The organism is Rhizobium sp. 05N49, from assembly GCF_056396805.1.
In genome coordinates, this window is the sequence record NZ_JBFTME010000040.1 from 1 (window position 1) to 23800 (window position 23800).

The 23800-nt window shown below is 59.5% G+C and carries 34 protein-coding genes; 21 read left to right on the top strand and 13 right to left on the bottom strand.

Going from position 1 to position 23800, the window contains the following annotated elements:
* The first annotated feature begins 134 nt into the window (after nucleotides 1-134).
* From rplN to rplQ, 16 genes are all read left to right on the top strand, one after another.
* On the top strand, nucleotides 135-503 hold the full coding sequence (rplN, locus tag AC1DF8_RS35245; protein ID WP_003573790.1) for a 50S ribosomal protein L14: 369 nt from the start codon (nucleotides 135-137) through the stop codon (nucleotides 501-503).
* Between the two features lie 12 nt (nucleotides 504-515).
* The gene (rplX, locus tag AC1DF8_RS35250; RefSeq protein ID WP_018115516.1) at nucleotides 516-824 is read left to right on the top strand and encodes a 50S ribosomal protein L24; all 309 of its coding nucleotides are present in this window, start codon (nucleotides 516-518) and stop codon (nucleotides 822-824) included.
* Nucleotides 817-1374, top strand: coding sequence for a 50S ribosomal protein L5 (gene rplE / locus AC1DF8_RS35255; RefSeq protein WP_018115515.1), 558 nt, complete (start codon nucleotides 817-819; stop codon nucleotides 1372-1374). Before rplX ends, rplE begins: the two co-directional genes overlap by 8 nt.
* A gap of 32 nt (nucleotides 1375-1406) precedes the next feature.
* A complete protein-coding gene (gene rpsN, locus AC1DF8_RS35260; RefSeq protein WP_018115514.1) occupies nucleotides 1407-1712 on the top strand; it encodes a 30S ribosomal protein S14 in 306 nt (101 codons plus the stop codon).
* 12 nt (nucleotides 1713-1724) lie between these two features.
* Nucleotides 1725-2123, top strand: coding sequence for a 30S ribosomal protein S8 (gene rpsH, locus AC1DF8_RS35265; RefSeq protein WP_004674934.1), 399 nt, complete (start codon nucleotides 1725-1727; stop codon nucleotides 2121-2123).
* Nucleotides 2124-2164: 41 nt separating this feature from the next.
* Nucleotides 2165-2698, top strand: coding sequence for a 50S ribosomal protein L6 (gene rplF, locus AC1DF8_RS35270; RefSeq protein WP_018115513.1), 534 nt, complete (start codon nucleotides 2165-2167; stop codon nucleotides 2696-2698).
* A 12-nt stretch (nucleotides 2699-2710) separates the two neighbouring features.
* The gene (rplR, locus tag AC1DF8_RS35275) at nucleotides 2711-3073 is read left to right on the top strand and encodes a 50S ribosomal protein L18 (RefSeq protein WP_018115512.1); all 363 of its coding nucleotides are present in this window, start codon (nucleotides 2711-2713) and stop codon (nucleotides 3071-3073) included.
* Nucleotides 3074-3203: 130 nt separating this feature from the next.
* A complete protein-coding gene (gene rpsE, locus AC1DF8_RS35280) occupies nucleotides 3204-3773 on the top strand; it encodes a 30S ribosomal protein S5 (RefSeq protein ID WP_007812885.1) in 570 nt (189 codons plus the stop codon).
* 13 nt (nucleotides 3774-3786) lie between these two features.
* The gene (rpmD, locus tag AC1DF8_RS35285) at nucleotides 3787-3996 is read left to right on the top strand and encodes a 50S ribosomal protein L30 (RefSeq protein ID WP_007812887.1); all 210 of its coding nucleotides are present in this window, start codon (nucleotides 3787-3789) and stop codon (nucleotides 3994-3996) included.
* A gap of 16 nt (nucleotides 3997-4012) precedes the next feature.
* Nucleotides 4013-4486, top strand: a complete 474-nt coding sequence (rplO, locus tag AC1DF8_RS35290; protein ID WP_018115511.1) for a 50S ribosomal protein L15 — start codon at nucleotides 4013-4015, stop codon at nucleotides 4484-4486.
* Nucleotides 4487-4721: 235 nt separating this feature from the next.
* On the top strand, nucleotides 4722-6062 hold the full coding sequence (gene secY, locus AC1DF8_RS35295; RefSeq protein ID WP_018115510.1) for a preprotein translocase subunit SecY: 1341 nt from the start codon (nucleotides 4722-4724) through the stop codon (nucleotides 6060-6062).
* The gene (locus AC1DF8_RS35300; protein WP_112545215.1) at nucleotides 6059-6709 is read left to right on the top strand and encodes an adenylate kinase; all 651 of its coding nucleotides are present in this window, start codon (nucleotides 6059-6061) and stop codon (nucleotides 6707-6709) included. The genes secY and AC1DF8_RS35300 overlap by 4 nt, the downstream gene beginning before the upstream one ends.
* A gap of 219 nt (nucleotides 6710-6928) precedes the next feature.
* Entirely contained in the window at nucleotides 6929-7297 is a 369-nt protein-coding gene (gene rpsM / locus AC1DF8_RS35305) for a 30S ribosomal protein S13 (RefSeq protein WP_018115508.1), read from the top strand.
* 133 nt (nucleotides 7298-7430) lie between these two features.
* The gene (gene rpsK / locus AC1DF8_RS35310) at nucleotides 7431-7820 is read left to right on the top strand and encodes a 30S ribosomal protein S11 (protein ID WP_003547577.1); all 390 of its coding nucleotides are present in this window, start codon (nucleotides 7431-7433) and stop codon (nucleotides 7818-7820) included.
* Between the two features lie 97 nt (nucleotides 7821-7917).
* Nucleotides 7918-8928 carry a DNA-directed RNA polymerase subunit alpha gene (locus AC1DF8_RS35315; RefSeq protein ID WP_018115507.1) on the top strand — a complete coding sequence of 337 codons (1011 nt, stop codon included), beginning with the start codon at nucleotides 7918-7920 and terminating at the stop codon, nucleotides 8926-8928.
* Between the two features lie 179 nt (nucleotides 8929-9107).
* Nucleotides 9108-9530, top strand: coding sequence for a 50S ribosomal protein L17 (rplQ, locus tag AC1DF8_RS35320; protein ID WP_007812897.1), 423 nt, complete (start codon nucleotides 9108-9110; stop codon nucleotides 9528-9530).
* Between the two features lie 75 nt (nucleotides 9531-9605).
* Here rplQ and AC1DF8_RS35325 read toward each other — a convergent pair whose 3' ends face one another.
* Together AC1DF8_RS35325 and AC1DF8_RS35330 are read right to left on the bottom strand one after the other, a co-directional pair.
* Complete coding sequence (locus tag AC1DF8_RS35325) at nucleotides 9606-9989, bottom strand: VOC family protein (protein WP_478157414.1); 384 nt, start codon at nucleotides 9987-9989, stop codon at nucleotides 9606-9608.
* A 28-nt stretch (nucleotides 9990-10017) separates the two neighbouring features.
* Nucleotides 10018-10887 carry a DUF817 domain-containing protein gene (locus AC1DF8_RS35330; protein ID WP_478157416.1) on the bottom strand — a complete coding sequence of 290 codons (870 nt, stop codon included), beginning with the start codon at nucleotides 10885-10887 and terminating at the stop codon, nucleotides 10018-10020.
* Between the two features lie 149 nt (nucleotides 10888-11036).
* Between AC1DF8_RS35330 and AC1DF8_RS35335 the strand changes: the two genes are divergently transcribed.
* The gene (locus AC1DF8_RS35335; RefSeq protein ID WP_478157418.1) at nucleotides 11037-11465 is read left to right on the top strand and encodes a ribosomal maturation YjgA family protein; all 429 of its coding nucleotides are present in this window, start codon (nucleotides 11037-11039) and stop codon (nucleotides 11463-11465) included.
* Here AC1DF8_RS35335 and msrQ read toward each other — a convergent pair.
* Both msrQ and msrP read right to left on the bottom strand, forming a co-directional pair.
* The gene (gene msrQ / locus AC1DF8_RS35340; protein ID WP_183845847.1) at nucleotides 11462-12121 is read right to left on the bottom strand and encodes a protein-methionine-sulfoxide reductase heme-binding subunit MsrQ; all 660 of its coding nucleotides are present in this window, start codon (nucleotides 12119-12121) and stop codon (nucleotides 11462-11464) included. The genes AC1DF8_RS35335 and msrQ overlap by 4 nt on opposite strands.
* Nucleotides 12121-13068 (bottom strand): protein-methionine-sulfoxide reductase catalytic subunit MsrP, encoded by a 948-nt coding sequence (msrP, locus tag AC1DF8_RS35345; RefSeq protein WP_018115502.1) that lies wholly within the window; start codon nucleotides 13066-13068, stop codon nucleotides 12121-12123. Before msrP ends, msrQ begins: the two co-directional genes overlap by 1 nt.
* 318 nt (nucleotides 13069-13386) lie before the next feature.
* Between msrP and ilvD the strand changes: the two genes are divergently transcribed.
* Nucleotides 13387-15225, top strand: coding sequence for a dihydroxy-acid dehydratase (gene ilvD / locus AC1DF8_RS35350; RefSeq protein WP_018115501.1), 1839 nt, complete (start codon nucleotides 13387-13389; stop codon nucleotides 15223-15225).
* A 58-nt stretch (nucleotides 15226-15283) separates the two neighbouring features.
* Here ilvD and AC1DF8_RS35355 read toward each other — a convergent pair whose 3' ends face one another.
* Nucleotides 15284-15688, bottom strand: coding sequence for a GFA family protein (locus tag AC1DF8_RS35355; RefSeq protein ID WP_478157421.1), 405 nt, complete (start codon nucleotides 15686-15688; stop codon nucleotides 15284-15286).
* A 75-nt stretch (nucleotides 15689-15763) separates the two neighbouring features.
* Between AC1DF8_RS35355 and AC1DF8_RS35360 the strand changes: the two genes are divergently transcribed.
* Nucleotides 15764-16222, top strand: a complete 459-nt coding sequence (locus tag AC1DF8_RS35360; RefSeq protein ID WP_018115499.1) for a MarR family transcriptional regulator — start codon at nucleotides 15764-15766, stop codon at nucleotides 16220-16222.
* Nucleotides 16223-16228: 6 nt separating this feature from the next.
* Here AC1DF8_RS35360 and AC1DF8_RS35365 read toward each other — a convergent pair whose 3' ends face one another.
* On the bottom strand, nucleotides 16229-16579 hold the full coding sequence (locus AC1DF8_RS35365) for a lysozyme inhibitor LprI family protein (protein ID WP_478157423.1): 351 nt from the start codon (nucleotides 16577-16579) through the stop codon (nucleotides 16229-16231).
* Nucleotides 16580-16858: 279 nt separating this feature from the next.
* On the opposite strand from AC1DF8_RS35365, the gene AC1DF8_RS35370 reads away from it, so the two are divergent.
* Both AC1DF8_RS35370 and AC1DF8_RS35375 read left to right on the top strand, forming a co-directional pair.
* A complete protein-coding gene (locus AC1DF8_RS35370; RefSeq protein WP_478157425.1) occupies nucleotides 16859-18259 on the top strand; it encodes a DegQ family serine endoprotease in 1401 nt (466 codons plus the stop codon).
* Nucleotides 18256-19572 (top strand): replication-associated recombination protein A, encoded by a 1317-nt coding sequence (locus tag AC1DF8_RS35375; protein ID WP_478157427.1) that lies wholly within the window; start codon nucleotides 18256-18258, stop codon nucleotides 19570-19572. The genes AC1DF8_RS35370 and AC1DF8_RS35375 overlap by 4 nt, the downstream gene beginning before the upstream one ends.
* Before the next feature lie 50 nt (nucleotides 19573-19622).
* On the opposite strand, the gene AC1DF8_RS35380 is transcribed toward AC1DF8_RS35375, so the two are convergent.
* From AC1DF8_RS35380 to AC1DF8_RS35410, 7 genes are all read right to left on the bottom strand, one after another.
* Complete coding sequence (locus tag AC1DF8_RS35380) at nucleotides 19623-19925, bottom strand: DUF1883 domain-containing protein (RefSeq protein WP_113013527.1); 303 nt, start codon at nucleotides 19923-19925, stop codon at nucleotides 19623-19625.
* Between the two features lie 124 nt (nucleotides 19926-20049).
* Nucleotides 20050-20313, bottom strand: a complete 264-nt coding sequence (locus AC1DF8_RS35385; RefSeq protein ID WP_018115494.1) for a hypothetical protein — start codon at nucleotides 20311-20313, stop codon at nucleotides 20050-20052.
* 23 nt (nucleotides 20314-20336) lie between these two features.
* Nucleotides 20337-20522 (bottom strand): hypothetical protein, encoded by a 186-nt coding sequence (locus AC1DF8_RS35390; RefSeq protein WP_018115493.1) that lies wholly within the window; start codon nucleotides 20520-20522, stop codon nucleotides 20337-20339.
* A gap of 122 nt (nucleotides 20523-20644) precedes the next feature.
* The gene (dapA, locus tag AC1DF8_RS35395; protein ID WP_478157430.1) at nucleotides 20645-21565 is read right to left on the bottom strand and encodes a 4-hydroxy-tetrahydrodipicolinate synthase; all 921 of its coding nucleotides are present in this window, start codon (nucleotides 21563-21565) and stop codon (nucleotides 20645-20647) included.
* Nucleotides 21566-21574: 9 nt separating this feature from the next.
* Complete coding sequence (locus AC1DF8_RS35400) at nucleotides 21575-21721, bottom strand: hypothetical protein (protein WP_478157432.1); 147 nt, start codon at nucleotides 21719-21721, stop codon at nucleotides 21575-21577.
* Nucleotides 21722-21835: 114 nt separating this feature from the next.
* A complete protein-coding gene (locus tag AC1DF8_RS35405) occupies nucleotides 21836-22840 on the bottom strand; it encodes a ketopantoate reductase family protein (RefSeq protein WP_478157434.1) in 1005 nt (334 codons plus the stop codon).
* Nucleotides 22841-22994: 154 nt separating this feature from the next.
* Nucleotides 22995-23800 (bottom strand): SDR family NAD(P)-dependent oxidoreductase (locus AC1DF8_RS35410; protein WP_478157436.1); only part of this gene is annotated, 806 nt, incomplete at its 5' end.

The following is a 23800-nucleotide window of genomic DNA, read 5'->3' on the forward strand; positions in this document are numbered from 1 at the left end:
GATCTATCCCGCGCTATTCAAGCTATTGCCGCGTTTTCGCTGTCCTCGTGACGAGCGGCCGGTAGACAATTTTCATAAGCCGGAAGAGGGGGCTTTGCCCAACCATTCCGGTAAGAACAAGAAGGCGACCTGATATGATTCAGATGCAAACAAACCTCGACGTCGCGGATAATTCCGGCGCACGTCGTGTCATGTGCATCAAGGTGCTGGGCGGCTCGAAGCGCAAGTATGCCTCGATCGGCGACGTTATCGTCGTTTCGATCAAGGAAGCTATTCCGCGCGGCCGTGTGAAGAAGGGTGACGTGATGAAGGCGGTTGTCGTTCGCACCGCCAAGGACATCCGTCGTCCGGATGGCTCTGTCATCCGCTTCGACACCAATGCAGCAGTCCTCATCGACAACAAGAAAGAGCCGATCGGCACCCGTATCTTCGGACCGGTTCCGCGCGAATTGCGTGCGAAGAACCACATGAAGATCATCTCGCTGGCTCCCGAAGTACTGTAAGGAGCGGGAACGATGCAGAAGATTCGTAAGGGCGACAAGGTCGTCATGCTCGCAGGCAAGGACAAGGGCCGTACCGGCGAAGTCCTCCAGGTCCTGCCGAAGGAAGATCGCGCCGTCATTCGCGGCGTAAACCTCGTAAAGCGCCACCAGCGCCAGACACAGACCCAGGAAGCCGGGATTATTTCCAAGGAAGCTTCGGTCCACCTGTCCAACGTCTCGATCATCGACAAGGACGGCAAGCCGACCCGTGTCGGCTTCAAGGTTGTTGACGGCAAGAAGGTCCGCGTGGCCAAGCGTTCGGGAGAAGTGATCGATGGCTGAGGCAAAGTACGAGCCGCGGCTCAAGAAGGAATATGTCGAGCGGATCCGCAAGGCGCTTCAGGAGAAGTACTCCTACGCCAACGAGATGATGATCCCGAAGCTCGACAAGATCGTTATCAACATGGGTGTGGGCGAAGCCACGGCTGACTCGAAGAAGCCGACCGTTGCTGCCGCCGATCTGGCCGCCATTGCTGGTCAGAAGCCGGTCATCACCCGCGCACGCAACTCTATCGCTGGCTTCAAGGTCCGCGAAAACATGCCGATCGGCGCAAAGGTCACCCTGCGCGGCGCCCGCATGTACGAGTTCCTGGATCGCCTGGTCAACATCGCGCTTCCGCGCGTTCGCGACTTCCGCGGCCTGAACCCGAAGAGCTTTGACGGCCGTGGCAACTTCGCCATGGGCATCAAGGAGCACATTGTGTTCCCAGAAATCAACTACGACAAGGTTGATCAGATGTGGGGCATGGACATCATCGTTTGCACGACGGCCACGACCGACGACGAAGCTCGCACGCTCCTCACGGAGTTCAGCTTCCCGTTCCGTCAGTAACCGTAACGACGAGCGTAGAAAAGGAACCTGACATGGCGAAGACAAGCGCAGTTGAAAAGAACAAGCGCCGCCGTAATACGGTCGCAAACCAGGCCGCCAAGCGCGCTGCCCTGAAGGCGATCATCATGAACCAGGCTCTTCCTATCGAAGAGCGGTTCAAGGCCTCGATCAAGCTGGCATCCCTGCCGCGTGACGGATCGAAGACCCGCATTCGCAACCGTTGCGAAGTGTCCGGTCGTCCGCGCGCTTACTACCGTAAACTGCGTATGTCGCGTATCGCGCTGCGCGAACTGGGCAATCTCGGCAAGGTGCCGGGCATCGTCAAGTCGAGCTGGTAAGGAGCAGGTTAGATGACAATGACTGATCCGTTGGGCGATATGCTCACCCGTATCCGCAACGGTGCTTCGCGTCGCAAGTCGTCGGTTTCGACGCCTGCTTCCAAGCTCCGTGCACGTGTTCTCGATGTTCTCCAGTCCGAAGGCTACATCCGTGGCTATTCCGTCGTCGATTTCGGCAACGGCAAGTCCGAACTGAACATCGAACTCAAGTACTATGAAGGCGCATCGGTGATCCGTGAGATCGGCCGTGTGTCCAAGCCGGGCCGCCGGGTTTATGTCTCGGTCAAGTCCATTCCGCAGGTCGCGAACGGCCTCGGCATCACCATCCTTTCGACCCCGAAGGGCGTGATGGCCGATCACCAGGCTCGCGAACAGAACGTTGGTGGCGAGGTTCTCTGCTCGGTCTTCTAAGACTGCGCAGGGTCTCCATAGCGAACAGACAGGATTGAAACATGTCTCGTATCGGTAAGAAGCCCGTTCAGGTGCCTGCTGGGATCACGGCTACGGTCGATGGCCAGAAGGTTACCGCTAAGGGCCCGAAGGGTGAGCTGTTTTTCGTCGCAAACGACGAAATCAGCGTAAAGCTCGAAAACAATGCGGTCGTCGTAGCGCCGATCAGCCAGACGAAGGAAGCTCGTTCGAAGTGGGGCATGTCCCGCACGATGATCGAAAACATCTTCAAGGGCGTCAAGGACGGCTTCGAGCGCAAGCTTGAAATCAACGGCGTTGGTTACCGCGCTTCGCTGCAGGGCAAGAACCTGCAGCTGGCTCTCGGTTTCAGCCACGACGTGGTCTATGAACCCCCGCAGGGCATCACGATCGCTGTGCCGAAGCCGACGGAAATCGTCGTCACCGGCATCAACAAGCAGCAGGTCGGTCAGGTCGCCGCCGAGATCCGCGAATACCGCGGTCCGGAGCCCTACAAGGGCAAGGGCGTCAAGTATGCCGAAGAGCGGATTGTCCGCAAAGAAGGCAAGAAGAAGTAAGGATCACGCGAAATGGCTAGCAGGAAAGAAGCACTTGCACGTCGTGCCAACCGCGTGCGCCGTCATCTCAAGTCGGTGGCCAATGGCCGTCCGCGCCTGTCGGTTCATCGCTCGTCGAAGAACATTTACGCTCAGGTTATCGACGATGTTGCTGGCAAGACCCTTGCCGCTGCATCGACGCTCGATAAGGATCTGCGCGGTTCTCTGAAGACCGGTGCCGACACCGCAGCAGCTGCCCTCGTTGGCAAGCTCGTTGCAGACCGCGCTTCGAAGGCAGGCGTGACCGAGGTCGTATTCGACCGTGGCGCCTTCATCTATCACGGCCGCATCAAGGCCCTGGCGGATGCAGCCCGCGAAGGCGGTCTGACCTTCTAATAGTTTCCGGCCGAAGCTTTCATAGTCTTCGGCCGGATTTCACCGGACCGCAAATCGTTCCCTCGCGGAAGCCGATGCGGTCCTCGTTTTGTTTGCCGATTGCACCCGGAAAAGAAAAAGGAAGAGGACAATGGCACAGGAAAGAAGGCCGCAGCGGGAAGACCGCCAGAGCCGCGAAGAGCGCGATAGCGAATTCGTCGACAAGCTTGTCGCGATCAACCGCGTCGCCAAGGTCGTCAAGGGCGGCCGTCGTTTTGGTTTCGCAGCACTCGTCGTCGTTGGCGACCAGAAGGGCCGCGTAGGCTTCGGCCATGGCAAGGCACGCGAAGTGCCGGAAGCCATCCGCAAGGCTACCGAAGCCGCCAAGCGCGAACTGATCTTCGTACCGCTGCGTGACGGCCGTACGTTGCATCACGACGTTCATGGTCGTCATGGCGCCGGCAAGGTTCTGCTGCGCTCGGCCAAGGTCGGTACCGGTATCATCGCCGGTGGTCCGATGCGCGCCGTTTTCGAAACGCTCGGCGTCCACGACGTCGTCGCCAAGTCGACCGGTTCGTCGAACCCCTACAACATGGTTCGCGCCACCTTCGACGCTCTGAAGCACCAGGTTCACCCGAAGGACATCGCAGCACAGCGCGGCATCAAGTATGCTACGCTTCAGGCTCGCCGTGCCGCTTCTGGCAACGCCTCTGAAGAATAAGAGGAGCTGACCAATGGCCAAGGCTACCAAGAAGGCTGAAGCGAAGACTGTCACGATCGAACAGATCGGCAGCCCGATTCGCCGTCCGGACGTCCAGCAGCGTACGCTGATCGGTCTCGGACTGAACAAGATGCACCGTCGCCGCACGCTGGAAGATACTCCGGCCGTTCGTGGCATGATCCGTGCAGTCCAGCATCTCGTTCGCGTCGTCGACGAGAAGTGAGCCCGGAGTAACGCTCATGAAACTCAATGAAATTAAAGACAACGAAGGCTCTACCCACAGCCGCAAGCGCCTCGGCCGCGGTATCGGCTCGGGCTCCGGCAAGACCGGTGGTCGTGGTGTAAAGGGTCAGAAGTCCCGTTCGGGCGTTGCCATCAACGGCTTCGAAGGCGGTCAGATGCCCATCTACCGTCGCCTGCCGAAGCGCGGCTTCAACAACATCTTCGCAGCCGACTACGTCGTCGTATCGCTGGGACGCATCCAGGCTGCCGTCGATGCCGGCAAGCTCGACGCGAAGGCAACCGTTGATGCAGCTGCTCTGAAGGCTGCCGGCGTCATCCGCCGTGCCAAGGACGGCGTTCGCGTTCTCGCCGACGGCGAGCTCAAGGCCAAGATCACGCTCGAAGTTGCAGGCGCTTCCAAGCCTGCCGTCGAGAAGATCGAAAAGGCTGGCGGCAAGGTAACGCTTCTTTCTGCCGCAGCGGCAGAATAATAAACTGATGATATATCGCCCGGGGTGCTTCACACCGGGCGATTTTGCTCCCATATGTGAGCCTCACAAAAACCTGCTTGGACGCGTCCGCGTCGAGACGGTAAGACTGGAAACGAGGGTGAGGCATAGGGTTGCGCCAGCAATCCGTCCGAAGCCCGGTTTTTAAAAGAAATTCATACTGATTCCGGTGCCGGCCGACTCGAGAGCGCCCGGAATTGGTAGCGCGGAGAAACGCATGGCTTCTGCAGCGGAACAACTGGCTTCAAACCTCAATTTTTCGACCTTCGCCAAAGCTGAGGATCTTAAGAAGCGCCTGTGGTTCACACTGGCAGCTCTCCTTGTGTACCGGCTGGGCACCCATATTCCGCTTCCAGGCCTCAATCCGCAGGCATATGCCCAGGCTTTCCAGGGTCAGGCAGGCGGTATTCTCGGCCTCTTCAACATGTTCTCGGGCGGCGCTGTGCAGCGCATGGCGATCTTCGCCCTCGGCATCATGCCCTACATTTCCGCTTCGATCATCGTGCAGCTCATGACCTCGGTCGTGCCGGCGCTCGAAAACCTGAAGAAGGAAGGCGAGCAGGGCCGCAAAATCATCAACCAGTATACCCGCTACGGCACGGTCATCCTCGGTGCGCTCCAGGCCTACGGCATCGCCGTTGGTCTCGAGAGCGGCAATGGCCTCGTTGTCGATCCGGGCTGGTTCTTCAAGATTTCGACCGTTCTGACGTTGCTTGGCGGCACCATGTTCCTGATGTGGCTCGGTGAGCAGATCACCTCGCGCGGCATCGGCAACGGCATTTCGCTGATCATCTTCGCGGGCATCGCAGCCGGTCTTCCGACCGCCCTTGCCGGCACGCTGGAACTCGGCCGTACCGGCGCGCTGTCGACAAGCCTCATTCTGCTGGTCATCGTCGTCGCGATCGCGGTCATTGCCGTCATCGTCTTCGTCGAACGTGCGCAGCGCCGCCTGCTGATCCAGTATCCGAAGCGTCAGGTCGGCAACCGCATGTTCCAGGGCGACACTTCGCATCTGCCGCTGAAGCTCAACACCTCGGGCGTCATCCCGGCAATCTTTGCATCCTCGCTGCTTCTTTTGCCGGCGACCCTTGCAGGCTTTGCGAGCTCGACGGCAATGCCGGCCTGGGCCACTTCGATCGTTGCAGCACTTGGCCACGGTCAGCCGCTCTACATGGTTCTATATGCCGGCCTCATTGCCTTCTTCGCCTTCTTCTACACGGCCATCGTCTTCAATCCGAAGGACACGGCCGATAACCTGAAGAAGCATGGCGGCTTTATCCCCGGTATTCGCCCGGGTGATCGTACGGCCGAATATATCGACTACGTGCTGACCCGTATCACGGTGATCGGCGCAATCTATCTCGTCTTCGTCTGCATCCTTCCTGAGATTCTGGTGTCGCAAACCGGCATTCCATTATCCCTTGGTGGGACTTCGCTTTTGATCGTGGTTAGCGTAACTCTTGATACGGTGGCGCAGATCCAGGGCCATCTGATTGCACAGCAGTACGAAGGCCTGATCAAGAAATCGAAGTTGCGTGGAGGAAAGAGGGGGCGATGAGACTTATACTTTTGGGGCCGCCGGGCGCGGGTAAGGGGACCCAGGCCCAGCGGATCGTGGAAAAGCATGGCATTCCACAGCTTTCCACGGGTGACATGCTGCGCGCCGCCGTTCAGGCAGGTACTGAAGTCGGCAAGCGCGCCAAGGCTGTCATGGACGCCGGAAACTTGGTCTCGGACGAGATTGTCAACGCCATCGTATCCGAGCGAATCGACCAGCCCGATTGCGCTAACGGCTTCATCCTCGACGGCTTCCCGCGCACGCTTGTGCAGGCAGATGCCACAGAGGCGATGCTGAAGGCCAAGGGTCTCGATCTCTCTGTCGTTATCGAATTCCGTGTCGACGACAAGGAGCTGGTCCGCCGGGTGGCAGGCCGTTATTCCTGTGCCCAATGCGGTACTGTCTATCACGACTCCGACAAGGTCCCGGTCAAGGAAGGCGTCTGCGACAAGTGCGGCTCGACCCACTTCAAGCGTCGTCCTGACGACAATGCCGAGACAATGACCAAGCGTCTCGAGGTCTACTACAAGGAAACCTCGCCGCTGATCGGCTATTACTACGCCAAGGGCAAACTGAAGTCCGTGGATGGCATGGCCGAAATCGATCAGGTTACCACCGAGATCGAAGGCATTCTTTCCAAGCTTTAAAGCTTTGAAAATAAACTTGGCGGGAACGGTTGCTTTTTTGCACTGATTCCGCTAAACCGCGCCAACTCGCGACATTCCCTGCGATCGGCGCGGATTTCCCGAAGGAAATCCGGGTTCGGTCGTTTTGCGATGTTACGAACCCGAATTTGAACGAGCGGCCTTTGGCTGCATAACGAAGCCCTATTGCCGGATGGCAACTGGAATGCAAGGAGAATAGGCGTGGCACGTATCGCTGGCGTCAACATCCCGACTGCAAAGCGCGTCGTCATCGCGCTGACCTACATTCACGGGATCGGACAGAAATTCGCGCAGGAGATCATCGAAAAGGTCGGTATTCCGGCTGATCGCCGCGTTCATCAGCTCACGGACGCTGAAGTTCTTCAGATCCGCGAAACCATCGACCGCGACTACCAGGTCGAAGGTGATCTTCGTCGCGAAACCTCGATGAACATCAAGCGTCTGATGGACCTTGGCTGCTACCGCGGCCTGCGTCACCGTCGCGGCCTTCCGGTCCGCGGTCAGCGCACGCACACCAATGCCCGTACCCGCAAGGGCCCGGCAAAGGCGATCGCTGGTAAGAAGAAGTAATTTCCGGGAAACCGGGATGGGGAGGCTGGCGGTCTGCGCCGGCCTCTTTTGAGTTTGGAGCGGGGCCATATAGGCGCTGTTCCGGTGTAGCCGCTGGGATTACGGCGGTGAAGAGATCCAAGAAAGGAATACCATGGCTAAGGAAGCCGTCCGCGTTCGCCGTCGCGAACGTAAGAACATCTCGTCGGGTGTCGCTCACGTCAACTCGACCTTCAACAACACGATGATCACCATCACCGACGCGCAGGGCAATGCGATTGCCTGGTCGTCTGCTGGCGCCAAGGGCTTCAAGGGCTCGCGCAAGTCGACCCCGTTCGCTGCCCAGATCGCTGCCGAAGACTGCGCCAAGAAGGCTCAGGAACATGGCATGAAGTCGCTTGAAGTCGAAGTCTGCGGCCCGGGTTCCGGCCGTGAATCGGCTCTGCGCGCGCTCCAGGCTGCCGGTTTCATGATCACGTCCATCCGCGACGTGACCCCGATCCCGCACAATGGCTGCCGTCCGCGCAAGAAGCGCCGCGTCTGATCATCGCTATCGTCACCGGTGAGCGCCTCTGCGCTCCCGGTGGTTTTCAAGCTCGGTTGCCACGATTGGATGGTGGCAACGAACGGAAGGCTAAAACATGATTCAGAAAAACTGGCAGGAATTGATCAAGCCGAACAAGGTGGAGTTCTCTTCGAGCTCGCGCACCAAGGCGACTCTCGTTGCAGAGCCGCTCGAGCGCGGTTTCGGCCTCACCCTCGGCAACGCGCTGCGCCGCGTTCTGCTCTCCTCTCTGCGCGGTGCCGCTGTTACGGCCGTGCAGATCGACGGCGTGCTGCATGAATTCTCGTCGATCCCGGGCGTTCGTGAGGACGTTACGGACATCGTACTCAACATCAAGGAAATCGCCATCAAGATGGATGGTGACGATGCCAAGCGCATGGTCGTGCGCAAGCAGGGTCCGGGTGTTGTAACGGCTGGCGACATTCAGACGGTCGGCGATATCGAAATCCTCAACCCCGAGCATGTCATCTGCACGCTCGACGAGGGTGCCGAAATCCGCATGGAGTTCACCGTCAACAATGGCAAGGGCTATGTGCCGGCAGAGCGCAATCGTGCGGAAGATGCTCCGATCGGTCTTATCCCGGTCGACAGCCTCTATTCGCCGGTCAAGAAGGTGTCCTACAAGGTTGAAAACACCCGCGAAGGACAGGTTCTCGACTACGACAAGCTGACCATGACCATCGAAACCGATGGCTCTGTCTCCGGCGAAGATGCCGTCGCTTTCGCGGCTCGCATCCTCCAGGACCAGCTTGGCGTCTTCGTCAACTTCGACGAACCGCAGAAGGAAGCCGAAGAAGAAGCAGTCACCGAACTGGCCTTCAACCCGGCACTCCTCAAGAAGGTGGACGAGCTCGAACTGTCCGTTCGTTCGGCAAACTGCCTGAAGAACGACAACATCGTCTACATCGGCGACCTCATTCAGAAGACCGAAGCAGAAATGCTCCGCACCCCGAACTTTGGTCGCAAGTCGCTGAACGAAATCAAGGAAGTTCTCGCTTCCATGGGCCTGCACCTCGGCATGGAAGTGCCGGCATGGCCGCCCGAGAACATCGAAGATCTCGCCAAGCGCTACGAAGACCAGTACTGAGCGGCGTGAGGAAAAGTGTGAAGCGGTTTTCCGCCCGCACGCCGATCGCAGAACATAACAAAAAGGCAGGTTCTTAACGGCTGCCTTTTCCAGTCAAACAGCAGGCATATCGCCTGCATGTGCCAGGAAACGGCAGGCCCGGTAACGAAGTAAGGGCACTGCATTAAAGGAGAATAGCAATGCGCCATGGTAAAGCCGGCCGCAAGCTGAATAGAACTGCAAGCCACCGCAAGGCGATGTTCGCCAACATGGCGGCTTCGCTCATCACCCACGAGCAGATCGTTACGACCCTGCCGAAGGCCAAGGAAATCCGTCCGATCGTCGAGAAGCTCGTCACCCTCGGCAAGCGCGGCGACCTGCACGCTCGTCGTCAGGCGATCTCGCAGATCAAGGACGCTGTTGTCGTCAACAAGCTGTTCGACACGATCGCTTCGCGTTACGCTACCCGCAACGGCGGCTACCTGCGTATCATGAAGGCCGGCTTCCGCCAGGGCGACAATGCCGCTCTCGCCGTCATCGAATTCGTTGACCGCGACACCTACGCAAAGGGCGCAGCCGACAAGGCTCGCGTCGCTGCTGAAGAGCAGTCTGTCGCTGCATAAGAATTTCCGGTTACGGAAACAGGAAAGCCGGGCTCTGCCCGGCTTTTTTCGTTTTGCGATTGAGATCGCTCCCGCTCAAGCTTTCTCAGGCGGCTGATTGATCATGGCTTCGATATTGTAGCCGTCGGGATCGAGAATGAAGCAGGCGTAATAGTGAGGCGTGTAGTCCGGGCGCGGGCCAGGTGCACCATTATCTTGCGCGCCGGCTGCCAGCGCGCTTTGATAGAAAGCATCGACTTCCGCCCTGTCATTGGCGCGGAAGGCCACGTGAATACGCGTCAGAGGCGCAGTGCTATCGGTTTGCTGGATCTCGAACAGGCAGCCATTGCCGATGTCGAAAGCCCAGAATACCTCTTCTTTCCCAAAAGACAGCGTATACCCCAAAGGCGCGAAGGCTTTCTCATAAAAGACCCTGCTCTTCGTGAGATCGCTGACGGCGACGGTGATATGGTCAATCAAGTCTCATCCTCCTCATGGACTGAGAGGTTCAATCGGGCACGTGGATCTTGTGTTTGATGTGCTTCAGATTGGCGACGATCGTGAACGTCATGATTACCAGCAGGCACCACGAACTCCATTTGCCGATGTGCACGGTCGACCAGGCGCCGATCTGGTTCGGATAGCGCCACACGCCGAAGAAGGTGCTGATGTTCTCTGCAAGCCAGATGAAGAAGCCGATCAGGCCGAAGGCGAGAAGCAGGGGCATTTTGCGGTCCCGATCATAGGGTCTGAAGACCACGGTCGTTCGCGCATAGAGGCCGAGCGTGCAGGCGGCAATGTACCAGCGATAGTCCCCGATATAGTGATGTGTGAAGAAGTTGGCATAGATCGCCAGGGCCATCAGCCCGGCCATCCAGTAAGGTGGGTGATGTCTCACGCGCAGATCAAAAAGGCGCCAGGCCTGAATGACATAGCTGCCGACAGCCGCATACATGAAGCCGGAAAAGAGTGGCACGCCAAACAGCTTGGTGTAGGCGAAATCGGGGTAGCTCCATGATGGCGCGTTGCCTGAAGTCTTGAAGACCTCCAGCGCAAAACCGACCAGATGGAAGACCGAGATCGCCTTCAATTCGTCGATGGTTTCGAGTTTTGCCCAGACCATCCATGTCTGGATGGCAAGAGCGATGATCAGCAGCAGATCGTAGCGCGGGATGCCGATGATGCCTGCACGCGGCACCAGAAAAACCGACAGAAAAAACAGACCCGCGAAGAGGCAGGCCCGGGCTTCCTTGACGCCGAAATAGAAGAATTCAAGAACGAAACGTTCAATGCCGCTGCGCAGAAGATCGGCCGGTTGGTCGATCAGATGCTTGTCCAGTAGAGGAAGCAATCCTTGAAGTGCGGCAACTTTGGGCATGTTCTTGCGACTGATCCGGGCTCGTTTCGAAGCAGTAGGAAGCTATCAGGCTCGGTTAAGCCAGGACAGCACCAGCTTGATAATTTGCTGCTTCGCAATTAGGCGTTCAAATCAGTTGAGATCATGGTGGTCGATTGCAATTGAGCGGAATGATTCAAGGCAGGCAGTTGCAGCGCCTCGCAGCCCTATTCCTGATCATCATTTCGGGCCTGATGCTCAGGCGCTTCGGCTATTCCGTCGATTTGCCCTTCGTCTTCGTCAAATATGGTGGATCACTGCTCTGGGGGGCGATGGTCTATTTCCTGCTGGCCGTTTTGATTGCGGGTCCCCATAGGGGAATTCGACCGGCGGCAATTGCCGCGACGGCGCTTGTTGCCGCCATCTGCGTCGAGCTGTTCCGTCTATATCATGCGCCCTGGCTGGATGCCTTTCGACTGACGACCGCGGGTGCCTTGCTGTTGGGGCGGGTATTCTCGCTCTGGAATATCGTCGCATACACTATCGGGATCGCAGTCGCTTACGGGCTTGACCCCGCGCGCAGGTCATCATCGTCTTTGCAGGTCGACGCAGACCTCTAAGACGCTGTCGATGCTGCAGTACGGCCGCGTGGCCGCACTTGTCCCTTCTTGCGGCTCCGCCCGATCGGCTTGTAGGAGCGGTAGAGAATGAGAGCGATGATCAGTCCGATATAAATATACTGCTCGAGGTCGAGGATCTTCGTCGACAGCGCAAAGTGCAGCGCGGCTGAGGCACCGATGATGTAGACGAGGCGATGGAGCCAGATCCAGTTCTTGCCAAGCCTGCGGATCGAGAAATTGTTGGATGTGATGGCAAGCGGGACGAGCATCGCCAATGCACCCATGCCGAACATGATGAAGGGACGCTTCACGACGTCGTCGATCACAGCAGCGATATCCAGCGCCTGATCGAGTACCATGTAGACGGTGAAATGCATCAGCGCGTAGTAGAAGGTCAGAAGACCGAGCGCGCGGCGATAGCGCAGGTAATTCCAGCCGAGAAGGTCGCGGGCAGGGGTGACGGCAAGCGTCAGGATCAGGAAACGAATCGTCCAGATGCCGAGAAAGAGCTCGAATGTCTTCACCGGATCGGCACCGAGCTGATCCGTCGCGCCGAGGTAGAAATACCAGGCGGCGGGCACGAGCCCGACGACATAGAGCAGCCAGACTGAGGCAGGCTGCCAGCGCTTCGGAATGGCGAGCGAAAACGCCGTCATCAGAAATTCACCCTCAGATCCATGCCGTCGTAGAGGCTGGCAACTTCGTCGGCATAGCCGTTGAAGGGCAGGGTGGGGTGGCGACTGGCACCAAAAAAGCCGCTTTCGCCGATGCGCCGCTCGGTCGCCTGGCTCCAGCGCGGATGGTCGACAGCAGGATTGACGTTGGCATAGAAGCCGTATTCCTGCGGATTGGTGACCTGCCAGGTATTCTTCGGCTGCTGGTCGGTCAGCGTGATGCGCACGATCGATTTGATGCCCTTGAAGCCGTATTTCCACGGCACGACGAGGCGCACCGGCGCGCCATTCTGGTTCGGCAGCGTTTCGCCATAGAGTCCGACGGCGAGCAGCGTCAGCGGGTGGCGCGCCTCATCCATGCGCAGGCCCTCGACATAGGGCCAGTTCAGCGACTGGAAGAGGCCGGCCTGGCCGGGCATCTCCTCCGGGCGCACGACCGTCTCGAAGGCAACATATTTGGCACTGCCCTGCGGCTCTACCTTGTCGAGAAGTGAGGCGAGCGGAAAGCCGTCCCACGGAATGACCATCGACCAGGCCTCCACGCAGCGCATGCGATAGACGCGCTCCTCGATCGGGAACTCCTTCATCAGCGCCTCGATATCGAAGGTGCCGGGCTTGTTGACCATGCCGTCGACCTTGATCGTCCAGGGCAGCGGCTTGAATTTGCCGGAGAGTGCCGCAGGATCGCCCTTGTCGAGGCCGAATTCGTAGAAGTTGTTGTAGGTGGTCACGTCTTTGATCGGCGTCAGCTTGTCGTCGACCGTGTACTTGCTCTTGACGGTCGTAAGCGCTGCCGCACTCGCCTTGCCGGCGCCGTAGAGCGCCATCGCGCCAAACGTCGCAGCGCCGAGAAATTCCCGGCGCTTCAGGTAGGCCTCGCGCGGTGTGATCTCCGAGGAGCGGATCTTGGGCGGACGATAGGCTGGCATTCGAATTCCTCCTGGGCGGGGCGACCCGTGAATCTTTAGACGCAGATAGCGCGCTTTGGATCAGTGTGTATGCCTTGAATCTTAGGGACGAAAAGCCAATTTTTTGTGTTCGTCCGTGATGGAATAGACGGTAACAAAAGTGCCCTGGTATCCGTATGTGCCTGATGGTGCGGCCCGTACCGCTTTGGGCATTCGCGGTAGTGACAGCTTGGGCCGATTGGATTAGGACAATTCCAAAAAGCAGCGACTGCCCGGCCTTCGCAAATCCCTTGCCGCCCGGCATCGCCAGACAATTCCTGGATATTGAGGAAGACACCGATGCCAGCTTATCGTTCCAGAACCACCACCCACGGCCGCAACATGGCGGGCGCGCGCGGCCTTTGGCGCGCCACGGGCATGAAGGATTCTGATTTCGGCAAGCCGATTATCGCTGTGGTCAACTCCTTCACGCAGTTCGTGCCCGGCCACGTGCACCTCAAGGATCTCGGCCAGCTGGTCGCCCGCGAAATCGAAGCGGCGGGCGGTGTGGCCAAGGAGTTTAACACAATTGCCGTCGATGACGGCATCGCCATGGGCCATGATGGGATGCTCTATTCGCTGCCCTCGCGCGAGCTGATCGCCGATAGCGTCGAATACATGGTCAATGCGCACTGTGCCGACGCCATGGTCTGCATCTCCAACTGCGACAAGATCACACCCGGCATGCTGATGGCTTCGCTGCGCCTCAACATACCCACGGTCTTCGTCTCCGGCGGCCCTATGGAAGCCGGCAAGGTCGTCCTGCATGGCAAGACCCATGCGCTCGACCTCGTTGACGCCATGGTCGCTGCTGCCGATGACAAGATTTCCGATGAAGACGTCAAGGTCATCGAGCGTTCGGCCTGTCCGACCTGCGGTTCATGCTCCGGCATGTTTACCGCAAACTCCATGAACTGCCTGACGGAAGCGCTCGGCCTTTCGCTGCCCGGCAACGGCTCGACGCTTGCAACGCATGCGGACCGCAAGCGCCTCTTCGTTGAAGCCGGCCACCTTATCGTCGATCTCGCTCGTCGTTATTACGAGCAGGAAGACGAGAAGGCCCTGCCGCGCGTGATTGCCTCCAAACAGGCTTTCGAGAATGCCATGGCGCTCGATATCGCCATGGGCGGCTCCACCAATACGGTTCTGCACATCCTGGCAGCTGCGCATGAAGGCGAGGTGGATTTCACCATGGCCGACATCGACGCGCTGTCGCGCCGCGTTCCCTGCCTTTCCAAGGTCGCGCCCGCCAAGTCCGATGTTCACATGGAAGATGTTCACCGCGCCGGCGGCATCATGTCGATCCTCGGTGAGCTCGAGAAGGGTGGCCTCCTCAACCGCGACTGCCCGACGGTTCATGCCGAGACGCTCGGCGATGCGATCGATCGTTGGGATATTACCCGCACCAACAGCGATACCGTCCGCAACTTCTACCGTGCCGCTCCCGGCGGCATACCGACACAGGTTGCCTTCAGCCAGGAAGCCCGCTGGGACGAACTCGATACCGACCGCGTAGGCGGCGTCATTCGTTCCGTGGAACATCCCTTCTCCAAAGATGGCGGCCTTGCTGTCCTCAAGGGCAATCTGGCGGTTGACGGCTGCATCGTGAAGACCGCAGGTGTCGATGAATCGATCCTGAAATTCTCTGGCCCGGCCCGCGTTTTCGAAAGCCAGGATGCTTCCGTCAAGGCGATCCTCGCCAATGAGGTCAAGGCCGGCGATGTCGTCGTGATCCGCTACGAGGGCCCCAAAGGCGGCCCCGGCATGCAGGAAATGCTCTATCCGACGAGCTATCTGAAGTCGAAGGGCCTCGGCAAGGCGTGTGCGCTGATCACCGACGGTCGGTTTTCCGGCGGCACCTCAGGTCTTTCGATCGGCCATGCTTCGCCGGAAGCGGCAAACGGCGGCACGATCGGCTTGGTACGCGAAGGCGACATGATTGATATCGATATCCCGAACCGTACGATCAGCCTGCGTGTCGACGATGCGGAACTTGCCGCCCGCCGCGCCGAGCAAGATCAGAAGGGCTGGCATCCGGCCGAGCCGCGCAAGCGCAACGTCTCGACCGCGCTCAAGGCCTATGCGGCCTTCGCAACCAGCGCCGATCGCGGCGCGGTACGCGATCTGAACGCGCGATAATCGGGCTTTTCGCAGATTAGTTGGAGCAGCTGATTAAGAGTCAGCTGCTCTTTCTTTTTCAGAGATGTCTCGTTTCGGCCGGAACGGTCCACCAGCTGTTGTTCCTGCCGTCGAAATATTGCATCGGCGCCTCCACAAGCTCGGCGGGATCGAGATCGTCAAGGCAGGCAAGATTGATCGAGACATAGGCGCCGCCCATTGCCTCGATGTAACCGTCGCCATATGCAGGCACCCCGCAATTGGCGCAGAAGCGATGATGCCCGGAGAAGGTTCCGAACTGATAGTCGCTGATGCCTGTCTCCTCGCACAACAGGCGGAAATCCTCTGGCTTGATGTTCGTGCCCCAGTAGCGGAGCTTCCAGCAGATCGAGCAATTGCACTTTCCCGTCCCGGCCTGAATGTCGATATCGGCCTCGTAGCGGATCCGGCCGCAATGGCAGCTTCCGTGATAGGTCTTCTTCATGTGCTCCTCCTTGCGCATAGCCATGTGATATGACAACATATTGTCATTATCAATGAATGACAATATGTTGTCAATATGATCAAGAAACGAACGCCTGAAGGCGATGCCTTTGCCGCTCTTTCCATCGCCGTGATCCGGCTCTCGGCCCACTTGCAGACGGAAGGCGATGCGCTTGCCAGGCCCGCGGGGCAGACCAGCGCGCGCTGGCAGGTGCTCGCCGCGGCCGACCATGCGCCCATGTCGGTTGCAGATGCTGCGCGTGCGCTTGGCCTCGCACGTCAGGGTGTGCAGCGTATCGCCGATCTTCTGGAAGGCGAGGGGCTGATTGCCTACCGCGTCAATCCCGTCCACCAGCGCGCCAAACTCATGGAACTGACGGAGGCGGGCAAGAGCGCTCTTGCTGATATCGCAGCGCGACAGACGGTCTGGGCGAACGAACATGGGTCCAACTACGGCGAGGACCGCCTTCACCAGGCAGTCGGAATCATCAACGAAATGATCGCCGAGTTCCAGAGCGGAAGAGATCAGGGCTGAACATCCTCAGAGCGGGCGATTGATGTTCTTGTAGGTCTCGCCGAGCTGCTTCAACCGATCCTGATAGGCCGCGCCGATGCAGGCTGCATCCGCGCCACAGGCCTGCCGCTTCTTGAGCCATGCGGTCTGCTCGTCCTGCAGCGTACCGCGCGCGCCCATGGCCAGCAGACCCGACAGCAGCTCGAAAGTCGTCACCATCTTCACATCGGCATCATTGAGCGACCGGTCCTCGCAGATCACCTTCTCATCCGGCTGCAACTCCTTCGCATCGCAGTTGAAGCTTGCCGCCCGTGCGCCATTCGGTGCCAGGGCGAAGAGGGTGGCGCAGATGGCAGCGGATAGGATGGTGGTCTTCATATTCTCTCCAATTGTAAGGGCACTCTGTTTCGGCCTCACGGCAAAGATGATGCAACTCCGTCTTACGGCAAGGATCGAACCCATCGGCCTGCTTCCAAGCTGATGTCCCTGATCGGTGACTGCGTCCTGCATTTGAGCTTAGATATCAGTAACCTGCTTGATTTTGCTGATTCAAATTCCCAAATCCGCGATGCCTCTACCTTCCATGCTTCCGCCCCCTTTCCTTTCTAGCGTCGGGCGCTACAACATTTTTCGTAAGAGCATTTCAAAAGGATTCCCATGCAAGGCCTGTCCAAGCACGCCTCCGTTTCGCTTCTGGCACTAACGCTCCTGCTGCCCGCCTACGCCCAGGCGCAGACCAAGACAGTGCCGGAAAGCCAGATGCAGATGCAGCTTTCTTTCGCGCCGCTGGTCAAGCAGACCTCGGGCGCTGTCGTGAATGTCTATGCTGAAAAGACTGTTCAGCGGCAGTCGCCCTTTGCCGGCGATCCCTTTTTCGAGCAGTTCTTCGGTCAGCAGATGCCGAACCGCTCCGAAAAGCAGTCTTCGCTCGGCTCCGGCGTCATCGTCGAGGGGAACGGGACCGTCGTGACCAACAATCATGTCGTCRAGGGCGCCGACGACATCAAGGTGGCGCTGTCGGACGGTCGCGAATTCCCCTGCAAGGTCGTCCTGCGTGACGACCGCCTCGATCTCGCGGTCTTGAAGATCGATAGCAAGGCGGATTTCCCGACACTGCCGATCGGCAATTCCGATGCAGTGGAAGTCGGCGATCTCGTGCTGGCGATCGGCAATCCTTTCGGCGTCGGCCAGACCGTCACCAGCGGCATCGTTTCGGCACTTGCCCGCAACCAGGTGGTCAAGAACGAGTTCGGCTTCTTCATCCAGACAGATGCGTCGATCAATCCTGGCAATTCCGGCGGCGCGCTGATGAACATGAAAGGCGAACTGATCGGCATCAACACTGCGATCTTTTCCCGCGGCGGCGGATCGAACGGTATCGGCTTTGCGATCCCCGCCAATCTGGTCAAGGTTTTTCTCACCTCTGCCGATTCAGGCGTCAAGTCCTTCGAGCGGCCCTATATCGGCGCTACCTTCGATCCGGTGACCTCTGAGGTCGCAGACGCGCTCGGCCTCGACAAGGCACGCGGCGCGCTGATCGCCAAGGTCACTGCGGATAGCCCGGCAGCCAAGTCCGGCCTCAAGGCGGGCGAGGTCATCACTGCAGTCGATGGCGTCTCGGTGGAGCATCCGGATGCACTTCTTTATCGATTGACGACAGCTGGCCTCGGCAAGTCGGTCAACCTGACGGTCATGGAAAACGGGCGTGAGCAGCAGATAGTGCTTGCCCTTGCCCGTGCGCCGGAAACCCAGCCCCGCGATCAGCGCACGATCGGCGGACGCACGCCCTTTACAGGTGCGGTCGTGGAAAACCTTTCGCCGCGTGTGGCCGATGAGCTGAGGATGCCGCTCGATTCGACGGGTGTGGTCATCGCCGACGTCGAGGGCGGTTCTCCCGCTTCCCGGCTCGGCTTCGAGCCGAAGGATATCGTCGTGTCGATCAATGGGGCCGAAGTCAAAACCAGCCGTGACCTGCAGGAGATCGCCGATTCCGATCCCAGCCTCTGGCGGGTCGAGATCGAACGCGATGGTCAGCGCATCAGGCAGTTCTTCCGATGAGTGATGACCTCTTCGCGCCGCGTGTTCCGGAAGAGGTCGCCAGCCGGCGGCCGCTTGCCGATCGTCTGCGGCCGAAGACGCTTGGCGAAGTCACCGGTCAGGAACATCTGACCGGTGAGGATGGCGTTCTGCGCCGCATGATCGAGAGCGGCTCTCTCGGCTCCATGATCTTCTGGGGGCCACCCGGTACGGGCAAGACGACAGTCGCGAGGCTGCTGTCGGGCGAGGCGGGCCTGGCCTTCGAACAGATCTCGGCAATTTTCTCCGGTGTCGCCGACCTGAAGAAGGTTTTTGAAGCAGCCCGTATGCGCCGCATGGACGGCCGCCAGACGCTGCTTTTCGTCGACGAGATCCATCGCTTCAACCGCGCCCAGCAGGATAGTTTCCTGCCAGTCATGGAGGATGGCACGGTCATTCTCGTTGGCGCCACGACGGAAAACCCGTCCTTCGAGCTCAACGCCGCTCTTCTGTCGCGCGCCCGCGTGCTGACCTTCAAGTCGCATGAGGAAGACAGCCTCGAGGAACTGCTGAAACGCGCCGAGATGGTCGAAAGCAGGCCGTTGCCGCTTACCGAGGATGCGCGCGCCAGCCTGATCCGCATGGCCGATGGCGACGGCCGCGCGGTGCTGACGCTGGCTGAGGAAGTCTGGCGCGCCGCCCGCGAGGGCGAGACTTTCGATACCGAGGGGCTGACGCGCATCGTCCAGCGCCGAGCCCCGGTCTATGACAAGGCGCAGGACGGTCACTACAATCTGATCTCGGCGCTTCACAAGTCGGTCCGCGGCTCCGACCCTGACGCCGCGCTCTATTATCTCGCCCGCATGTTCGATGCCGGCGAGGATCCGCTCTATCTCGGACGGCGGCTGGTGCGCATGGCTGTGGAGGATATCGGGCTTGCCGATCCGCAGGCCCTGGTCATTTGCAACGCCGCCAAGGATGCCTATGACTATCTCGGTTCGCCGGAAGGCGAGCTGGCGTTCGCGCAAGCCTGCGTTTATCTTGCGACCGCCCCGAAATCCAATGCCGTCTATACCGCCTTCAAGGCAGCGACGATCGCCGCCAAGCAGAACGGCTCGCTGCTGCCGCCGAAGCATATCCTCAACGCGCCAACGAAGCTGATGAAGGGCGAGGGATATGGCGAAGGCTACCGCTACGATCACGATGAGCCGGATGCCTTTTCAGGTCAGGATTATTTTCCCGAAAAGATGGGTCGCCAGACTTTTTACGATCCGCCGGAACGCGGTTTCGAACGCGAGATTCGCAAACGGCTGGATTGGTGGGCAAAACTTCGCAAGGAGCGCAATCTGCGCTGAAAACGGGCCGCGCCGAAATCGGGCCGCGCTGAAATTGGGCTGCGCAAAAATCAGGCGCGCTTCTGTGCTGCTGGAGCAGCGATCAGCTTGACGGAAGAATCCGCCAGCCCATGATGGCCTTCCATGTCGACAACGATATGCCAGTGGCCGTTTTCGGGGATGGCGAGCCTGACCGGTGACTTGCGCGCGACGCCGCCGATATATTTGAAATCGAGCACTTCGGTGAACCGCTGAAAATTAGGAGCCGTCATCAGCCGCACATTGTTCACGGCGCTCAGTGACACCTCGACGATCGTTCCGGCGCGCTGTTCCTTGATATCGTAATGGGTGAAGCGGAAGTTCGGTTTCGGCATCGGTCTCGCGGCATATGTAGTCTCTGCAAGCGGGACTCTATCAGGCTGGCGGTTAAGGAAAAGTTGGAAATCCTCGGCCTGTTGCCGTTCCTGCTGTTTCAAAATGGCAGGAACGGCACAGTATTCAGTGGATGTTGCCGGTGCTGCGCGCAACAGGTGCAAAATCGAGCACGATGCCCGTTGCCGCACGGCAGATCTCATCCGGATTGTGGTTGCATTCTTCCGCCGCGAAATGGAGGGCTGCAGCTTCATTGATGAAGAGACCTCCTACCAGTCCCTCGCGATCCTGGACGATCCAGCGGCCGCCCTTGTCGCGACCGACGGTGAAGCGGGCGGGGCGGATTGTGACGGGAGCCGGAATCTGCCGGCGTTGCTGTGCATTTGCCATGGTCGTGATCCTCTGTCCGGCTCTTACTGAGAAATCAGGTGGAAGCTCATCTGCACGAGCCCGGCGAAAGCCATGACGGCGCCGAGCCGCGGTGCAACGGCGACCAGGCCGGCAAACAGCGGATGAGAGGGATCAGTCGAACCTGCACAGGCGCTTTCGCTACGTTGCAGCGGGTCAGTCTTGGCAGGCGTATCAGTCAGGCGTGACATCGTTTGTCCTTTCGAAGTCTAACTCAACCGCCGTAAGATGGCTGCGGCGGTGTCACGATCATCAAGATAGATGCCGGCGGATAGGGTTTCCATTTGGCGCCGCAAGCAAAAACATTAAAATCTCATAGGGATAGCGCGATGCGCTGGGTGCCGCCACCGACAAAGGGAGAAAGCGCCGATACGATCGCAAAGCGGCTATCCGCGTCGGCCGGTACGAGTGGCAGGCGAAGATCGGCCTCCGCGGCGCGCAGCACCTGCAGCGCGTATTTCAGCAGGGCAGGATCACTCTCCGACCCAAGCGCCGTCAGCAGAGGATGCAGCCTGTCGCTGAGCGCAAGTGCAGCGGAGATATAGCTCCCATAAGCCGCCTGCTGCAGCGAGGTGACGAGGCGCGGGAGGATATTGGCAGCCGCCGATACGATGCCGTCACCACCAGCAAGATGAAATGAAAGCGCCGTGCCGTCATGACCGGACAGGAAGCGGAACCGATGTCGCAGTGCCGGTGGCAGGTTGGCGAAGCGGGCGATATCCCCGGTCGCATCGACGATGGCGACAATCGCATCGAGCTCGGCCAATCGCCCCAGCGTTTCCACCGTCAGATCACTCGCCGTGCGCGATGGTGCATTCTCGACCAGAATTGGCAGATTGCTTGCAGCGGCGATTTGCTGGAAATGATGGAGAATGCCCTTTTGCCCCGGCTTGGAATAATAGGGCACGGTGACAAGCACGGCGCGCGCGCCGCATTCTTCCGCATCGCGTATCAGGGCGATCGTGCCTTCGGTGCAATTGGTACCGGCCGCGGCGATCACCGGAATACGGTCCGCCGCGGCCCGGACGCAGATGTCGAGCACCATGCGGCGTTCCTGCGGTGAGAGGCTGAGCCCTTCACCCGCCGCCGTGCAAAGAGCGAGTCCATCGACGCCGCTCAGCACCTGCCATTCAACGAGAGCTTCCAGTGCCGCCCCGTCGACCTCGCCGTTGTGGAACGGCGTAACGAGCGCGGTGATTGCGCCGCCCGGGCGCAGTCTTCCGGTATTGTTCATGATAAGGCCTCAGAGCGAGCCGAGGATGACGTAGAGTTCCACGCAGGCGAGCACGATGCCGAAGATCGTCAGCGCCTGAGCCGTGCGCTTCTCGCGCATTTGCCGATTGCCGCGTGTGATGCGGTGCGGGCGAAGCGGCAGATATTGAGGGGACATGACATCTCGCATGGCGGTAACCTTTGCTGTTGTGGCAAAGGCTACTGCCGCCTCCGATAGGAAATCCATTCGGAGTGGAAATCGAAGATATAGGAATCACATAAAGATGCGACATCAGCCGCCGCGCTGGTTTTCCTTGTCGAGCTGCGTTACCAGCGCCAGTACGACCTCCGAGACGGGGGTCGGCACGTTGGCGGTACGCCCGAGTGCCACGACCATACCGACGAGCGGCACGATTTCCAGCGCCTTGCCGGCGAGCAGATCCTGCAGCATCGAAGTGCGCACCGGGCCGATGTGACGCGATTGCTGCAGCCTTTCCTCGATGCTGATGCTGAATTTTGCGCCAAGCGCGCTGCCGACCGCGCGCACTTCGTTCATGATCTTGCCGACCATCTCGAACAGCGCGGGATCGGCCATGATGTCGGTCATCAAGGCTCGCGTCAGTGCGCTGATCGGGTTGAACGCCGCATTGCCCGTCAGCTTGTTCCAGATCTCGTCGCGAATGCGCTGTGTGGTCGAGACATTGAGGTCGGCCCCGGCAAGGAGGCCGGCAACGGATTCGAGATCGGCTGACATTTCGCCGGAGGGTTCGCCGAGCACGAAAYGGCCTCTATTGGAAAGTCGGATCTCGCCTGGGTTGATGACTTCCGCCCCTTGCATAGCCACGCAGCCGATCACTCGTTCCGGGCCGATCAGGCGCCACAGTTTCCCGCCGGGATCCAGTTCGTCGAACTGCAGCTCGGCATGGCCGCTTTGCGTATCGCGATGAAAATACCACCAGGGAATCCCGTTCAGGACCATGACAACGCGTGTATTGCCCTTCAGCAGCGTGGCCATGCCCCCGGCCGCCGGTCCCAGCTGATGGCCCTTGAGGCCGGTGATGATGAGATCCTGCGGTGGGAGCGTGGTCGGATCGTCGGTTGCTGTGATCCGCACATTGATCGGTTTGTCCGAATCCGCTTCATGCAGGGAAAGACCGTTCTTCCGGATCGCTTCCAGGTGCGCGCCACGGGCAACGACGGAGACTGTAGCATTGTCGCCGAGCCGGCTTGCAAGCTTGACGGCGATCGCGCCTCCAAGAGCGCCTGCTCCGTAAATACAGATCGATGTGCTCGCCATTCCTGTCTCTTCCTGTTGCTGATGACGCGGTAGACATAGGCCATCGACGTGGCAGGACGAATGAAAATCTTGACCTTTCGAACGCTCTTCACGCGGAAATGAAACAAGCGCGCCGACAGGCACGCTTGTTGTTGTCGGGAAAGGCCAGACCGTCTTAGGCCGTCTGTTCGAAGTCCGTGGAGACCGCGAGCTGACGCCACTGAGCCAGTTCCTTCTCCACGCTGGCATGTTCCTCTTCGATCTTGGCGACCGTATCGCTGCCGAAAGGCATGCGCAGCGGCGGGTTGGCGGCGTTCACCATTTCGATAATGCCGGCGGTTAGCTTGGCCGGGTCGCCCGGTTGAGCGTGGTTGGCGCTCGCCGCAAAGTCGCGCATGTTGCCAGCTGGCGTACCGGCATAATCGGGGATGGAAGCCGGGCTGATCGCCAGCGAATTGTCATGAAGGAAGTCCGTGCGGAAGAAGCCGGGCTCGATGATCGTGACCTTGATGCCGAACGGTTCGACCTCGGTCGCCAGCGATTCCGACAGGCCTTCGACGGCGAATTTCGTGGAGCCATACACACCCCAGCCAGGAAAGCCGTAATAGCCGCCAATCGAGGAGAAGTTCAGGATATGGCCCGAGCGCTGACGGCGCATATAGGGCAACACGGCGCGGGTAACCTTCAGGAGGCCGAAGACGTTGGTGGCGTAGATCCTCTCGATCTCCTCTGCCGTTGCTTCCTCGACGGCGCCGAGCAGGCCGTAACCGGCATTGTTGGCGAGGATGTCGATGCGTCCGAAGCGGGCAACGGCAGCAGCGGCGGCCTCTTTGGCCTGGCCTTCATTGGTAACGTCGAGAGCGACGGCAAGCAGGTTCGGATGATCGCCGAACTGTTCGGTGATGGTCTTCGGGTTGCGGGCGGTGGCAACGACAGCGTCGCCGGCAGCAAGAGCGTCCTTGGTCATCAGCGCGCCAAAGC

Excerpts from the sequence above, each read along its gene's own strand:
- rplN (WP_003573790.1), top strand. The coding sequence starts at position 135 with ATGATTCAGATGCAAACAAACCTCGACGTCGCGGATAATTCCGGCGCA.
- rplX (WP_018115516.1), top strand. The coding sequence starts at position 516 with ATGCAGAAGATTCGTAAGGGCGACAAGGTCGTCATGCTCGCAGGCAAG.
- rplE (WP_018115515.1), top strand. The coding sequence starts at position 817 with ATGGCTGAGGCAAAGTACGAGCCGCGGCTCAAGAAGGAATATGTCGAG.
- rpsN (WP_018115514.1), top strand. The coding sequence starts at position 1,407 with ATGGCGAAGACAAGCGCAGTTGAAAAGAACAAGCGCCGCCGTAATACG.
- rpsH (WP_004674934.1), top strand. The coding sequence starts at position 1,725 with ATGACAATGACTGATCCGTTGGGCGATATGCTCACCCGTATCCGCAAC.
- rplF (WP_018115513.1), top strand. The coding sequence starts at position 2,165 with ATGTCTCGTATCGGTAAGAAGCCCGTTCAGGTGCCTGCTGGGATCACG.
- rplR (WP_018115512.1), top strand. The coding sequence starts at position 2,711 with ATGGCTAGCAGGAAAGAAGCACTTGCACGTCGTGCCAACCGCGTGCGC.
- rpsE (WP_007812885.1), top strand. The coding sequence starts at position 3,204 with ATGGCACAGGAAAGAAGGCCGCAGCGGGAAGACCGCCAGAGCCGCGAA.
- rpmD (WP_007812887.1), top strand. The coding sequence starts at position 3,787 with ATGGCCAAGGCTACCAAGAAGGCTGAAGCGAAGACTGTCACGATCGAA.
- rplO (WP_018115511.1), top strand. The coding sequence starts at position 4,013 with ATGAAACTCAATGAAATTAAAGACAACGAAGGCTCTACCCACAGCCGC.
- secY (WP_018115510.1), top strand. The coding sequence starts at position 4,722 with ATGGCTTCTGCAGCGGAACAACTGGCTTCAAACCTCAATTTTTCGACC.
- AC1DF8_RS35300 (WP_112545215.1), top strand. The coding sequence starts at position 6,059 with ATGAGACTTATACTTTTGGGGCCGCCGGGCGCGGGTAAGGGGACCCAG.
- rpsK (WP_003547577.1), top strand. The coding sequence starts at position 7,431 with ATGGCTAAGGAAGCCGTCCGCGTTCGCCGTCGCGAACGTAAGAACATC.
- AC1DF8_RS35315 (WP_018115507.1), top strand. The coding sequence starts at position 7,918 with ATGATTCAGAAAAACTGGCAGGAATTGATCAAGCCGAACAAGGTGGAG.
- rplQ (WP_007812897.1), top strand. The coding sequence starts at position 9,108 with ATGCGCCATGGTAAAGCCGGCCGCAAGCTGAATAGAACTGCAAGCCAC.
- AC1DF8_RS35330 (WP_478157416.1), bottom strand. The coding sequence starts at position 10,887 with ATGCCCAAAGTTGCCGCACTTCAAGGATTGCTTCCTCTACTGGACAAG.
- AC1DF8_RS35335 (WP_478157418.1), top strand. The coding sequence starts at position 11,037 with ATGATTCAAGGCAGGCAGTTGCAGCGCCTCGCAGCCCTATTCCTGATC.
- msrQ (WP_183845847.1), bottom strand. The coding sequence starts at position 12,121 with ATGACGGCGTTTTCGCTCGCCATTCCGAAGCGCTGGCAGCCTGCCTCA.
- msrP (WP_018115502.1), bottom strand. The coding sequence starts at position 13,068 with ATGCCAGCCTATCGTCCGCCCAAGATCCGCTCCTCGGAGATCACACCG.
- ilvD (WP_018115501.1), top strand. The coding sequence starts at position 13,387 with ATGCCAGCTTATCGTTCCAGAACCACCACCCACGGCCGCAACATGGCG.
- AC1DF8_RS35355 (WP_478157421.1), bottom strand. The coding sequence starts at position 15,688 with ATGAAGAAGACCTATCACGGAAGCTGCCATTGCGGCCGGATCCGCTAC.
- AC1DF8_RS35360 (WP_018115499.1), top strand. The coding sequence starts at position 15,764 with ATGATCAAGAAACGAACGCCTGAAGGCGATGCCTTTGCCGCTCTTTCC.
- AC1DF8_RS35365 (WP_478157423.1), bottom strand. The coding sequence starts at position 16,579 with ATGAAGACCACCATCCTATCCGCTGCCATCTGCGCCACCCTCTTCGCC.
- AC1DF8_RS35375 (WP_478157427.1), top strand. The coding sequence starts at position 18,256 with ATGAGTGATGACCTCTTCGCGCCGCGTGTTCCGGAAGAGGTCGCCAGC.
- AC1DF8_RS35380 (WP_113013527.1), bottom strand. The coding sequence starts at position 19,925 with ATGCCGAAACCGAACTTCCGCTTCACCCATTACGATATCAAGGAACAG.
- AC1DF8_RS35385 (WP_018115494.1), bottom strand. The coding sequence starts at position 20,313 with ATGGCAAATGCACAGCAACGCCGGCAGATTCCGGCTCCCGTCACAATC.
- AC1DF8_RS35390 (WP_018115493.1), bottom strand. The coding sequence starts at position 20,522 with ATGTCACGCCTGACTGATACGCCTGCCAAGACTGACCCGCTGCAACGT.
- dapA (WP_478157430.1), bottom strand. The coding sequence starts at position 21,565 with ATGAACAATACCGGAAGACTGCGCCCGGGCGGCGCAATCACCGCGCTC.
- AC1DF8_RS35400 (WP_478157432.1), bottom strand. The coding sequence starts at position 21,721 with ATGTCCCCTCAATATCTGCCGCTTCGCCCGCACCGCATCACACGCGGC.